Genomic DNA, 13,539 nt, shown 5'->3' with positions numbered 1-13,539 from the left:
CTCCAGTGGTGATTAAACTTCTCTACCTGAGACTACGTTGCCCGGACAGGTTTCCCTGCCGGGCATCGTTGTTCTCAAACCAATTGATAAACGTTAATCGTCGTTTATCGCTCAGTTACGTTCGAGGTCGATATCGATACCCAGCGAACGGATTTCCTTGACCAGCACGTTGAACGATTCCGGCATACCGGCGTCGATCACATGGTCGCCTTTGACCAGGTTCTCGTACACCTTGGTACGGCCGTTCACGTCATCCGACTTGACGGTCAGCATTTCTTGCAGCACATACGATGCGCCGTACGCTTCCAGTGCCCAGACTTCCATCTCACCGAAACGCTGGCCACCGAACTGGGCTTTACCGCCCAGTGGCTGCTGCGTTACCAGCGAGTAAGGACCGGTCGAACGCGCGTGCATCTTGTCGTCGACCAGGTGGTGCAGTTTCAGTACGTGCATGTAGCCAACAGTTACCTTGCGCTCGAACGATTCGCCGGTGCGGCCGTCGTACATCGTGACCTGGTTCTTCGACGGAGTCATGCCGAGTTTGGTCGCGATATGGTCAGGATACGCCAGGTCCAGCATGCGATGGATTTCCGACTCGTGCGCACCGTCGAACACTGGCGTCGCGAAAGGCACGCCGTTCTTCAGGTTTTGCGCCAGGGTCATGATCTCGTCGTCGCTGAAGTTGTCCAGGTCTTCCGTCTTGCCGGTTTCGTTGTAGATCAGGTTCAGGAACTTGCGCATTTCCTGGACCTTGGCTTGCGCTTTCAGCATTTCGCCGATGCGCAGGCCCAGGCCCTTGGCTGCCCAACCCAAGTGGGTCTCGAGAATCTGACCAACGTTCATCCGCGACGGAACGCCCAGCGGGTTGAGCACGATGTCGGCCGGGGTACCGTCCGCCATGTATGGCATGTCTTCGACTGGCACGATACGGGAAACCACACCCTTGTTACCGTGACGGCCGGCCATCTTGTCGCCCGACTGCAGGCGGCGCTTGACGGCCAGGTACACTTTGACCATCTTCTGCACGCCAGGTTGCAGTTCATCACCCTGGGTCAACTTCTTGCGCTTCTCTTCGAAGGCCAGGTCGAACTGGTGACGCTTCTCGGCGATCGATTCCTTGATCGCTTCGAGGGCAGTGGCGGCATCGTCGTCAGCTGGACGGATATCGAACCAGTGGTACTTGTCGAGGTCGTCGAGGTACTCTTTGGTGATCTTCACGCCCTTGGCCAGCTTTTTAGGGCCGCCATTGACTACTTTACCAATCAGCATTTTTTCCAGACGCTGGAAGGCATCGCCCTCCACAATACGCATCTGGTCGTTCAGGTCGAGGCGGAAACGCTTGAGTTCATCATCGATGATCTGCTGGGCGCGCTTGTCGCGGACGATGCCTTCACGGGTAAACACTTGTACGTCGATCACGGTGCCGACCATGCCCGAAGGCACGCGCAGCGAGGTGTCTTTGACGTCCGATGCTTTCTCGCCGAAAATCGCGCGCAGCAGCTTCTCTTCCGGGGTCAGCTGGGTTTCGCCTTTTGGCGTCACTTTACCGACCAGGGTGTCGCCAGCTTGCACTTCAGCACCGATGTAGACGATGCCGGACTCATCCAGGCGAGCCAGCTGGTTTTCAGCCAGGTTCGAGATATCGCGCGTAATTTCTTCGGCGCCCAGCTTGGTATCGCGTGCAACAACCGACAACTCTTCGATGTGAATCGAGGTGTAGCGGTCGTCTTTCACGACGTTTTCCGAGATCAGGATCGAATCCTCGAAGTTCAGACCGTTCCATGGCATAAATGCCACGAGCATGTTCTGACCCAGAGCCAGTTCGCCCAGATCGGTCGAGGCGCCATCGGCGATCACGTCGCGCTTGGCGACACGGTCGCCGACTTGCACGATCGGACGCTGGTTGATGTTGGTGTTCTGGTTGGAACGGGTGTACTTGATCAGGTTGTAGATGTCCACACCGACTTCGCCCGCCAGTGCTTCGTCGTCGTTGACGCGAATCACGACACGGCCTGCATCGATGTAATCGACCACGCCGCCACGCAGCGCTTGCACGGTGGTGCCGGAGTCGACTGCCACGGTGCGTTCGATACCGGTACCGACGAAGGCTTTTTCAGGGCGCAGGCAAGGAACGGCCTGGCGCTGCATGTTGGCACCCATCAATGCGCGGTTCGCATCATCGTGTTCGAGGAACGGAATCAGGGAAGCAGCGACCGAGACGATCTGGCCAGGCGCCACGTCCATGTACTGGATGCGCTCCGGCGATACCAGGATCGTTTCGCCGGCTTCACGTGCGGAAACCAGTTCATCCGACAAAGTACCCTCTTTCGAGATGGTCGCATTCGCCTGGGCGATGATGTAGCGGCCTTCTTCGATCGCGGACAGATAGTCGATCTTGTCGGTGACCATGCTGTTTTCGACCTTGCGGTACGGCGTCTCGAGGAAGCCGTATTCGTTCAGGCGGGCAAACAGAGCCAGCGAGTTGATCAGACCAATGTTCGGGCCCTCTGGCGTTTCGATCGGGCACACGCGGCCATAGTGGGTCGGGTGCACGTCGCGCACTTCGAAGCCGGCGCGTTCGCGGGTCAGACCACCAGGTCCGAGCGCGGAAACGCGGCGCTTGTGGGTGATTTCCGACAGCGGGTTGGTCTGGTCCATAAACTGCGACAGCTGGGACGAACCGAAGAACTCGCGAATCGCGGCCGAAATCGGCTTCGAGTTGATCAGGTCGTGCGGCATCAGGTTGTCCGCTTCGGCCTGGCCGAGGCGTTCCTTGACGGCGCGCTCAACGCGCACCAGGCCGGCACGGAATTGATTCTCCGCCAGTTCGCCGACGCAACGTACGCGACGGTTACCCAGGTGATCGATATCGTCGACTTCGCCGCGGCCATTGCGCAGTTCCACCAGGATCTTGATCACAGCCAGGACGTCGTCGTTCGACAGGGTCATCATGCCGGTCAGTTCATCGCGGCCGATGCGGCGGTTGAACTTCATGCGGCCGACGGCCGACAGGTCGTAGCGCTCAGGGCTGTAGAACAGGCCGTTGAACAGCGCTTCGACCGAATCTTCGGTTGGCGGCTCGCCTGGACGCATCATGCGGTAGATCGCCACTTTCGCGGCCATCTGGTCGGCGGTGTCGTCGATACGCAGGGTTTGCGAGATGTAGCCACCCTGGTCGAGGTCGTTCGTGTACAGGGTCTGGATTTCGCTGACGCCGGCGTCGCGCAGGCGGCCCAGGACGTCTTCGGTCAGCTCGTCATTGGCCGAAGCGATGACTTCGCCGGTGTCCGAGTCGACGATGTTCTTGGCCAGCACACGCCCCAAAAGGTAGTCTTCAGGCACGGAAATGTGCTTGATGCCGGCCGCTTCGATATCGCGCACGTGCTTGGCGTTGATACGCTTGTCTTTCAGCACCAGGGTCTTGCCGGATTTGTCCACGATGTCGAAACGCGCGACTTCACCACGCAGGCGTTCGGCGACGAATTCCATCTCGGCGCCTTCGGAGCGCAGGTTGAAATTGTCGAATACGAAGAAGTTCGCCAGGATCTGTTCGTGCGACATCCCGATAGCCTTCAGCAGGATCGTCACAGGCATCTTGCGGCGGCGGTCGACGCGGAAGAACAGGATGTCCTTCGGATCGAACTCGAAGTCCAGCCACGAGCCGCGGTAAGGAATGATCCGTGCCGAGAACAACAGCTTGCCCGACGAGTGGGTCTTGCCGCGGTCGTGTTCGAAGAACACGCCAGGCGAACGGTGCAGCTGCGAGACGATCACGCGCTCGGTACCGTTGATGACGAACGAGCCGGTGGTCGTCATGAGCGGCAATTCGCCCATGTAAACTTCTTGCTCTTTCATTTCCTTAACCACAGGCTTGGTCGGCGATTCTTTATCCAGAATCACCAGACGCACCTTGGCGCGCAGCGGCGACGCGAACGTCAGGCCACGCTGTTGGCATTCCTTGACGTCGAAGGCCGGGTCACCCAGGACATACGACAGGAATTCGAGACGCGCAAAACCATTGTGCGACACGATAGGGAAAATCGAGGTGAAAGCCGACTGCAGGCCATCGTTCTTGCGGGTCGACGGGATGGTATCCGCTTGCAAGAAATTCTCGTAGGATTCGAGCTGTGTAGCCAGAAGGAAGGGAACGTTGTGAACGTTGGCGCGCTTCGCGAATGACTTGCGAATGCGTTTCTTCTCAGTAAATGAGTAGTGCATGGACACTCCGTGAGTGACAGAAAGGATGAGAATTCAGGAATTTCCAGGGCCGGGCGCGCACTAGAAAGGCCTCAAGTCTCGAACTTTTTGCCAGGTGATAAGAAGATAATACGAATACGACTGGGTACTGCTTAAGCGTTACTTATACGACAGGGACGACAAAAGAGCCAAAGCCGCATCCTCCCCCTTTCGGGAGAGGACCGCAAGCTTTGACTCCGGCGCAGAACTGAACGCCAAATAAGGCTTTGTTACTATTACTTGATTTCGGCTTTCGCGCCAGCATCTTCCAGCTTTTTCTTGCCGGCTTCAGCGTCAGCTTTCGAGATCGCTTCTTTCACCGTTTTTGGTGCGCCATCGACCAGGTCTTTAGCTTCTTTCAAGCCCAGGCCGGTGATTTCGCGAACTGCTTTAATGACGCCAACTTTGTTCGCGCCGAAATCAGCCAGAACCAGGTTGAATTCGGTCTGCTCTTCAGCAACAACTGCTGGACCTGCACCAGCGCCGCCGCCAACTGCGACTGCAGCTGCCGATACGCCGAATTTTTCTTCGAATGCCTTGACCAGGTCGTTCAGGTCCATTACGGACATTTCGCCAACTGCTGCCAGGATGTCGTCTTTGCTGATTGCCATTTGAAACTCCATTTATTTTGTGGAGGACAGGACCGCTTGGCGGCAATGTCCTCTAATACGTTGTATAGATTGGTATTGACTAAAAAAGTGCAAGGGTAATCGCGAACGATTACGCTGCTGCTGGGGCTTCTTCTGCTGCTGCAGTTTCTTCTGCAGGAGCGGCGCCTTCGCCTTTTTTCGCTGCCAGGGCAGCCAGACCACGTGCAAAGCTCGACACCGGCGTCAGCATCAGACCCAGGATCTGGGAGATGAGGACTTCACGGCTAGGAATGCTTGCCAACGCGACAACAGCTGCTTTATCCAGCTGCTTGCCTGCGTAGTTACCTGCGGTAATAACCAGTTTGTCGTTGGTTTTAGCAAAGTCAGCGATGACTTTAGCTGCTGCAACGGCATCATCCGAGATCGAGTAGATCAGCGGACCGACCATCGAGTCGGCCAGGTTAGCAAACTGCGTACCTTCAACGGATTTGCGAGCCAGCGTGTTCTTCAGAACACGCAGGTACACACCCTGGGTACGCGCTTTGGCACGAAGTTGCGTCAAGTGACCAACCTGGATGCCACGATATTCGGCCACGACGATGGTTTGCGCAGTTGCTACTTTTGCGGAAACTTCGGCGACGACGGCCTTTTTGTCATTCAGATTGAGACCCACGGTCAACCTCCTAAAATGATGCGCGGCAAATGCCTTGCATCGGTTCGAACAACGGCGTCCGACGTTTAGAAGTACAACTGAGCGGATGAATTCACGCAGCGGGACTAACAAAACTTGCTCGGGTGCACCATCTGCGTTGGGTGGTCTATTAACCTCCGGCCTGCCTGCTGCCTTCAGCCCAACGGTCTTTGATTGTCTGCCCGGGCTTGCGCCCGGACATCCCAAAGAGTCGCCACGGTGTGCACCGTGGACTTAATTCTTTCAAACTTAAGCTGCCAGGGAACCCTGGTCGACGCGAACGCCGGCGCCCATGGTCGACGACAGGGCTACCTTGCGCAGGTAAACACCTTTCGACGAGGCTGGCTTAGCCTTGTTCAGTGCATCGATCAGCGCAACCAGGTTGGCTTTCAGGTCAGCGTCAGCGAACGATTTACGGCCGATCGTTGCGTGGATGATACCTGCCTTGTCGGTACGGTACTGAACCTGGCCGGCTTTCGCGTTTTTCACGGCGGTAGCGACGTCAGGAGTAACAGTGCCGACTTTCGGGTTAGGCATCAGGCCGCGTGGTCCCAGTATCTGGCCCAGGGTACCGACGATACGCATGGTATCTGGCGAAGCGATGACGATATCGAAAGGCATGTTGCCGGCTTTAACCATCTCAGCCAGGTCTTCCATACCAACGATGTCGGCGCCGGCAGCTTTTGCCTGCTCGGCTTTTTCGCCGGTTGCAAATACTGCAACGCGAACGGTCTTGCCGGTGCCTGCTGGCAGAACGACGGAGCCGCGCACGACTTGATCCGACTTCTTAGGATCCACGCCCAGCTGAACCGATACGTCGATCGATTCGTTGAACTTGGCGGTGGCGAATTCTTTCACCAGAGCGACTGCATTGTCGAAGCCGTAGGACTTGTTACGGTCGACTTTGGCTTTGATTGCTTTAACGCGTTTGGACAGCTTAGCCATTACAGACCCTCCACCGTGATGCCGATCGAACGAGCGGAACCGGCGATGATGCGCACTGCGGCATCCATGTCGGCAGCGGTCAGATCCGGCTGTTTGATTTTAGCGATTTCTTCAGCTTGAGCGCGGGTCAGCTTGCCTACCTTGGTGGTATGTGGCGTTGGCGAACCTTTGGTGATGCCGGCGAACTTCTTGATCAGGTAGGTTGCTGGAGGGGTCTTCATCACGAAAGTGAAGGACTTGTCCGCGAACGCCGTGATCACGACCGGGATTGGCATACCTGGCTCTTGACCCTGGGTCTGGGCGTTGAACGCCTTGCAGAATTCCATGATGTTCAGGCCGCGCTGACCCAGTGCTGGGCCAATCGGTGGGGATGGGTTTGCTTTACCAGCTGGCACTTGCAGCTTGATAAAACCAATGATTTTCTTTGCCATGATGGCTCCTATCTTGGATTGAGTAGTAGCGCCCCGCCGGTACAATCATGGCAGGGCTCCTCTTACCGGGTTCCGCTTAAACTACCGCGACGCCCCGATCAGGCGCTTGCTGCAGCTGCTGCCCCCGTGGGGGCAGCGCTTAGACTTTCTCGACCTGGCCGAACTCGAGTTCGACAGGCGTTGCACGACCGAAGATGGTGACCGAGACGCGCACTTTGGATTTCTCGTAATTGACTTCTTCGACGTTGCCGTTGAAGTCGGTGAACGGACCATCCTTGATACGCACTTGCTCGCCCACTTCGTACAGCACTTTCGGGCGCGGCTTCTCGATGCCTTCTTGCATCTGCTGCATGATCTTGTCGATTTCGCGCGCGGGAATCGGCGTCGGCTTGTTCGACTTACCGCCAATAAAGCCGGTGACCTTGCTGGTGTTCTTGACCAAGTGCCAGGTCTCGTCCGTCATTTCCATTTCAACCAGCACATAGCCTGGGAAGAAACGACGTTCCGTGACCGACTTCTGGCCATTCTTGACTTCAACGACTTCTTCGACCGGCACCAGGATGCGGCCGAACTGATCTTGCATACCGGCACGCTCGACGCGCTCGGTCAGTGCACGCATGACACTTTTTTCCATGCCAGAATAAGCATGCACAACGTACCAGCGCTTGTTGCTAACTGGCACGCTCAGCGCTGCAGCAGCGTCTTGTGCCGGAGCCTCTACGCCCGGCGCCGATGCGTCGGCCGCCGAAGCGTCGGCCGCCAATGCGTCTGCCGCCGGAGCGTCGACCGCAGGTTCGCCGGCCGCATCATCTTGCACATTTTCGCTCATGTTATTTCCAACCCAGGATCACGTCGTACAACAAAAATTCAAGCATCTTGTCCGTGCCCCACAGGAACAGCGCCATGACGGTCACAAACGCAAACACGATACCCGTGATCTGCATAGCTTCTTTGGGAGCGGGCCAAACGACTTTCTTGGTCTCGCGCACAGCCTCTTTGGCGAAATTCAAGAACTCACGGCCACTGGACGAGGTCCACAAAAGCAGGACGGCAAAAACTAAACCAGCCGCGAGTGCGGAACCGCACATCCAAGCTGGTTTACTTTGGCCCTTCAGGTAGAAGAACCCGACGACCCCTGCAATCGCGGCAACCACTGCCAGCGCGACTTTAAACTTGTCGTTCGACGTGCTGACGGTTTGCACGGATTGATTAGACATACGTTTTTACTTTCGGTGCCCTGCACCAGAACGGTGGCAGGGACGGAGGGCATCGAACCCCCAACCTTCGGTTTTGGAGACCGACGCTCTGCCAATTGAGCTACGTCCCTACGTAAAACTTCAGTGGAATCAGCAATTATACCATCGTCCGGCCGCTGATGGCAAGCTGCTGATTTCGGCGGGGAGCCGGACGGAGAGTCCGGGCCCACCCTAACTAATTACTTACCAGCTACTTCGCTGAGAATCTTTGCAACAACACCTGCACCAACGGTACGGCCACCTTCGCGGATCGCGAAACGCAGGCCTTCCTCCATCGCAATCGGGTTGATCAGCTTGACGGTGATCGACACGTTATCGCCTGGCATAACCATTTCTTTGTCCGCTGGCAACTCGATCGAACCAGTCACGTCCGTGGTACGGAAGTAGAACTGTGGACGATAGTTGTTGAAGAACGGGGTGTGACGGCCGCCTTCGTCTTTCGACAGGACATAGATCTCACCGGTGAAGTGATTGTGCGGCTTGATCGAGTTTGGCTTTGCCAGAACCTGACCACGCTGTACGTCTTCACGCTTGGTGCCGCGCAGCAGCAGACCAACGTTGTCGCCGGCTTGACCCTGGTCCAGCAGCTTGCGGAACATTTCCACGCCGGTGCAAGTGGTCTTGACGGTGTCGGAAATGCCGACGATTTCGATTTCTTCGCCGACTTTAACAATACCGCGCTCGATACGGCCGGTCACAACGGTACCGCGACCCGAGATCGAGAACACGTCTTCCACTGGCATCAGGAAAGCACCGTCGATAGCGCGCTCTGGCGTAGGGATGTAGGTGTCCAGCGCTTCGGCCAGAGCCATGATCGCCACTTCGCCCATTTCGCCGGTGTTGCCTTCGAGGGCCATACGTGCCGAACCCTTGATGATCGGCAGGTCGTCGCCTGGGAACTCGTATTTCGACAAGAGCTCACGCACTTCCATTTCAACCAGTTCCAGCAGTTCTGCGTCGTCGACCAGGTCGCACTTGTTCAGGAACACGATGATGTATGGAACGCCAACCTGGCGTGCCAGCAGGATGTGCTCGCGGGTCTGCGGCATTGGGCCGTCAGCTGCGGAGCAAACCAGGATCGCGCCGTCCATCTGTGCTGCGCCGGTGATCATGTTCTTGATGTAATCGGCGTGGCCTGGGCAGTCAACGTGAGCGTAGTGGCGGTTGGCCGTTTCGTACTCGACGTGGGCGGTGTTGATGGTGATGCCGCGCGCTTTTTCTTCTGGTGCCGCATCGATCTGGTCGTATGCTTTTGCTTCGCCGCCGAATTTCTTCGACAGAACGGTTGCGATAGCTGCCGTCAGGGTGGTCTTGCCGTGATCAACGTGTCCGATGGTACCGACGTTGACGTGCGGCTTGGTCCGTTCGAATTTACCTTTTGCCATTTTAGACTCCTAACGATTTTGAGTGTGACCAGGCACGCGCCTGACTAACTATTGAATACTGCGAATGTTACGAATGCCTGAAGCACTGAATTCTGGTGCCCTTTACGTGGATTGAACACGTGGCCTCTCCCTTACCAAGGGAGTGCTCTACCACTGAGCTAAAAGGGCGATTATGTATTACGACTTTGCGATCTTGCTGCCACCGATCGCGCATTGCATGAAGCACTGGAGCGGGTGAAGGGAATCGAACCCTCGTCGTAAGCTTGGAAGGCTTCTGCTCTACCATTGAGCTACACCCGCGAGTTACTACTTCACCGACTACAACATCTTCTGCAACAACTTGGTGGAGGGGGCTGGATTCGAACCAGCGTACTCATAGAGAACAGATTTACAGTCTGTCGCCTTTAACCACTCGGCCACCCCTCCGCGAGGAACCGCAGAGTATGAAGCAAGATCAATCTACTGTCAATTATATTTGCAGGGTGCTTTCTGCTATCTCATTGACGTCTTGCTTCGGGGCGTGATTGTAACGGGAAGAAGTCGGGATGTGCAAGGGCTTGGCGAAAAAATGTGAAATCTTTTTTTGGGTGCCTATGAGCAACGCCATTTGGGCCCTTGACTGATGAGCCGCCATTCCCGCCGAGTGCCGCCTTGGCGCGGGAATGACGGGGCTACCTCTGAGTCAGGGCGCCAGCGCCAGCAGCACCTGCCCTTTCAGGGCCTTGATCAGCGAGGTTTCGTCGGGCGGCACGCCCTCCGGCGCGAGCTCGGCGCGGTCGGCGTAGAACAGGCCCACCTGCACCTTGCTCACCACCAGCGGCAGCACGATGAAGCTCTTGGCGTCCGGCAGCAGGGCCCGGTGCCATCCCGGCAGCAGGTCGCGGATCTTGGGGCTGGTGGCGTCCGCGATCATCAGGTCGGCATCGTTTTCCATGGCCAGGTGAAACAGGTCGCGCGCCGACCCCATGGGAAAGGCAAAACCGGCCTGGCGCCGCGCATGCTCTTCGCCGAACGCCAGGCGCGCCCGGTACTGGCCGCTGCGCGCATCCTTCAGGCACACCGTGGCGAAGCGGAAACCCATGCTCTTGTACAAGGTTTCCAGTACGGCCAGGATGACATCGTTGACCTTGGCGTCGCCCGCGGCGCGCATCTGCGTCACATCCTGCACCCCGGCCAGCAGCAGCTCGCGCGCATTGTGCGGCTTGCCGCTCGGATGGGAGCCGCCCGCCGCGCCCCCGCCGGCGTCCATGGTGGCCAGCAGCAGCACATTCGGCAGCCCGCCGCTGTCGAGCGTTTCCTCGTCGCGCGGCTGCGGCTCCATGTTCATGCTGCGCAGCAGCGCAGTCATCTCGGTCTGGACCGTCTCGAACAATGCCGTCATCTGGTCGGCGGTCAGGTTCAGCGCCACCCCGTAGCGCAGCTGCAGCGCCTGGAACTCCTTGCTCTCGGCCGGACTGGCCGAGCGCCCCAGCAGGCGCGACACTTCCATCGCGAACGACGCCACCTGGCGCATCCACTCGCCGCGGTTGATCGCCACCTTCTGCGCCCCCGCCTGCAGCGGACTGAGCGAGCGGACAATGACGTCCGGAATCTTCCACTCCGCCATCACCGCCTGCGACAGGGCGTCGTAGCTCGCGCCCAGGATCATTTGCGAGGCCTGGCCCACGCTGTGGGTGCCGCCCTTGACCAGCGCGTTGATCTCGCGGTAGCGGTCATGCTCGTGCGAGGCCACCAGCAGCGGCCCCAGGTTCTTGAACAGGGCCCCGATCGAGGCTTCCTCGGCACCCTGGTAAAAGCTGTGGCGCGCCATTTCGCGCCCCACCAGGCTGGCGCACAGGGCCGCTTCGAGCTCGATCCGCACGCTGGTGGCGTGGGCGCTGTTCGACAGGGCGTCGACCAGCAGCATCGCCAGCGCCGTGGTGCGCACATTGTCGAAGCCGAGCAGCGAGATGGCGCGCGAGATCGTGGTCACCGTGGTGCCGGACTTGGTGCGGTAGGTCGGCGTGTTCGACAGGCGCAGGATGCGCTGGGTCAGGGCCACGTCCGACAGCACGTAATAGGCCAGGTCGTGCGTGCCCTCGTCGTCGGACGAGGTCATCTCGACCACCCGCGCCACCGAGGCGCCCAGGGCAAACATGTCTTCGTCGCCGCACACCTTGTGGATCAGGGAGGCGCGCACGCGCCGGGTGTCGCCATCGGCGTAGGAGGGAGAAGCGGAAGGAGGAGATGCGCTGGACATGGATAAGGGGCAGGGGTGCGAAAGTCAGGCGGGCGCGCCGGCTTTCCTGCGCACGCCCTTGTCGTATTTGGTCAGGATCTGCTGATGCAGGCCGGCCAGGGCCGGCAATTTCGGATTGACCGGGTCGAGCCGGCGCACATTGTCGATCAGCGCCAGCGCATCCTGGGCCAGCAGCTCGTCCCAGCCGACGTTTTCCAGGCACTTGAGCACGGCGACGGCGGCATTGAACACCACTTGCGGATTGTCCGGCAGCCTGCCGACCGCCTCGACCATCAGCTCGACCGAACCGCGGTAGTCGCCCTCGTTGGCCTTGGCCGCGCCGGCCGCCACCAGGTCGACCACAGCCTGGCGGCTCTCGTGCGCCACGCTCAGGGCCAGGTCGGTGCGCCCGGCCTGCTCGAACACCGCCATCGCCTTGGCCATGACGGCGCCGTTGGCGGCGTTGCGCATCACATCGCTCATGACTTCGGCCGCGCCCTGCTCCATATTGTTTTGCAAACAATTGCGGGCCAGTTCCATCTTGACCTCCGGCGACAGCCCGCTGGTGATGCGGCAACCTTCCAGCGCCGCCGTGAGCGACTCTTCCAGGCGCGCATCGTTGCCGGTGTACTCATGCACCATGGCGGACGAAATGGCGCTGCACACGGCCGTGTTCTTCTGTCCGCCCATCGACTTGTCGAGGTCGCGGATCACGGCCGCCGCCTGCACCGGATCGCCCTTTTTCACCAAGGTCTGGACCAGCTTGACGTGGTCTTCCGGGTCGCGGAAAGTCGAATACTTGGCCTTGCTCACCACTTGCTTGAGCACTTTTTCGGCGGTCTCGGTGTCGCCCGTTTCCAGCGCCACCTCGCCCAGCTTGCGCAAGCGCCGCACCGCATGCGGCGAGACCGCCACCGCATCGCTCAGGACCGCCTGCGACTGCGCCAGTTCGCCCACGGCGGCATGCGTGCGCGCCAGCCAGTCGTAGGCATCGACGAATTTCTTGTTGCTATCGACCAGCGCGGTCAGGATCTCCCTGGCCTCGTCGAAGCGCTCGCGCATGAACAGGGTCTTGGCCAGGCCCAGGCGGGCCCAGGCGATCGCCTTGGCATCGAACAGTTGCTGGTAGATCGGCTCGGCCAGCTCCGGCTCGCCCAGGAACATATGCAGCTCGGCGCGCAGGCGCAGGAAATCGACCGCGTAGCGCGGGTGCAGGCGCATGCCCTCGGCGCAGGCCTCGATCGCTTCGCGCTGGTTGCCCGAATCCATCAGTTGATAGACCGGCATGAACACATTGCGCTTGTCGAGCGCGCGCCCGATGCGCTCGAGCAGCAGGTCGGCGGTAAACGGCTTGAGGATGTAATCGGTGGGCGCCAGTTCGGCCGCGCTGACCACCTTGCTGTAATTGCCTTCGGCGGTGACCATGATGAACATGGTCGACATGGTCATCAGCTTATGGTGGCGCAAGTCTTCCAGCAATTGCTGGCCATCCTGGCCGCCGTCGAGGTCGTACTCGCACAGCACCACGTCGAACGCTTTGAGGCCCAGGTGCTTGATGGCGGCGTTGGAACTGCCCGCATGGTCGATCCTGGTCAGCCCGCACAGAGTCAGCATGTTGTGGATGCTCGCGCGCATGCCCGCATGCGGCTCGACAATCAACGCGGTCAGTCCCTCAAGTTCGTTCATCTCTTGTTTTTCCGATCAGCCTGTGGCGGGCAGAGTTCCGCGACGTACGTCGGCACGCTGGGTCTCAGTATATTACGGCAGGGGAACGAAATAGTTGAATT

The 13,539-nt window shown here is 58.9% G+C and carries 10 protein-coding genes and 4 tRNA genes; all 14 read right to left on the bottom strand.

What is annotated here, in order from left to right; translation table 11 throughout:
• Nucleotides 1-111 precede the first annotated feature (111 nt).
• Nucleotides 112-4,218 (bottom strand): DNA-directed RNA polymerase subunit beta, encoded by a 4,107-nt coding sequence (rpoB, locus tag RBA41_RS16200; RefSeq protein ID WP_306625109.1) that lies wholly within the window; start codon nt 4,216-4,218, stop codon nt 112-114.
• Between the two features lie 254 nt (nt 4,219-4,472).
• On the bottom strand, nt 4,473-4,847 hold the full coding sequence (gene rplL / locus RBA41_RS16195; protein WP_306625107.1) for a 50S ribosomal protein L7/L12: 375 nt from the start codon (nt 4,845-4,847) through the stop codon (nt 4,473-4,475).
• Between the two features lie 109 nt (nt 4,848-4,956).
• On the bottom strand, nt 4,957-5,499 hold the full coding sequence (gene rplJ / locus RBA41_RS16190; protein ID WP_166880643.1) for a 50S ribosomal protein L10: 543 nt from the start codon (nt 5,497-5,499) through the stop codon (nt 4,957-4,959).
• 267 nt (nt 5,500-5,766) lie between these two features.
• The gene (gene rplA, locus RBA41_RS16185) at nt 5,767-6,462 is read right to left on the bottom strand and encodes a 50S ribosomal protein L1 (protein ID WP_054265746.1); all 696 of its coding nucleotides are present in this window, start codon (nt 6,460-6,462) and stop codon (nt 5,767-5,769) included.
• Nucleotides 6,462-6,893, bottom strand: a complete 432-nt coding sequence (rplK, locus tag RBA41_RS16180) for a 50S ribosomal protein L11 (protein WP_054265745.1) — start codon at nt 6,891-6,893, stop codon at nt 6,462-6,464. Before rplK ends, rplA begins: the two co-directional genes overlap by 1 nt.
• A gap of 139 nt (nt 6,894-7,032) precedes the next feature.
• Nucleotides 7,033-7,722, bottom strand: coding sequence for a transcription termination/antitermination protein NusG (gene nusG, locus RBA41_RS16175; protein ID WP_306625105.1), 690 nt, complete (start codon nt 7,720-7,722; stop codon nt 7,033-7,035).
• Between the two features lies 1 nt (nt 7,723).
• Nucleotides 7,724-8,110: a preprotein translocase subunit SecE gene (gene secE, locus RBA41_RS16170; RefSeq protein ID WP_306625103.1), complete on the bottom strand. Its 387-nt coding sequence runs from the start codon at nt 8,108-8,110 to the stop codon at nt 7,724-7,726.
• Nucleotides 8,111-8,144: 34 nt separating this feature from the next.
• Nucleotides 8,145-8,220 (bottom strand) — tRNA-Trp (locus RBA41_RS16165).
• 108 nt (nt 8,221-8,328) lie between these two features.
• Entirely contained in the window at nt 8,329-9,534 is a 1,206-nt protein-coding gene (tuf, locus tag RBA41_RS16160; protein WP_167076263.1) for an elongation factor Tu, read from the bottom strand.
• 93 nt (nt 9,535-9,627) lie between these two features.
• Nucleotides 9,628-9,702, bottom strand: a tRNA-Thr gene (locus RBA41_RS16155).
• A gap of 58 nt (nt 9,703-9,760) precedes the next feature.
• Nucleotides 9,761-9,834, bottom strand: a tRNA-Gly gene (locus RBA41_RS16150).
• Between the two features lie 41 nt (nt 9,835-9,875).
• Nucleotides 9,876-9,960: transfer RNA gene (locus RBA41_RS16145), tRNA-Tyr, on the bottom strand.
• Nucleotides 9,961-10,216: 256 nt separating this feature from the next.
• On the bottom strand, nt 10,217-11,773 hold the full coding sequence (locus tag RBA41_RS16140; protein WP_306625100.1) for an HDOD domain-containing protein: 1,557 nt from the start codon (nt 11,771-11,773) through the stop codon (nt 10,217-10,219).
• A gap of 24 nt (nt 11,774-11,797) precedes the next feature.
• Nucleotides 11,798-13,438 (bottom strand): response regulator, encoded by a 1,641-nt coding sequence (locus RBA41_RS16135; RefSeq protein ID WP_306625098.1) that lies wholly within the window; start codon nt 13,436-13,438, stop codon nt 11,798-11,800.
• Nucleotides 13,439-13,539: the final 101 nt, after the last annotated feature.

The organism is Massilia scottii (assembly GCF_030846495.1).
In the GTDB taxonomy this organism is placed as follows: domain Bacteria; phylum Pseudomonadota; class Gammaproteobacteria; order Burkholderiales; family Burkholderiaceae_D; genus Telluria_A; species Telluria_A violaceinigra.
The sequence above is the reverse complement of the archived record's forward strand: the minus strand, read 5'-3'. Positions and strand labels throughout refer to the sequence as shown.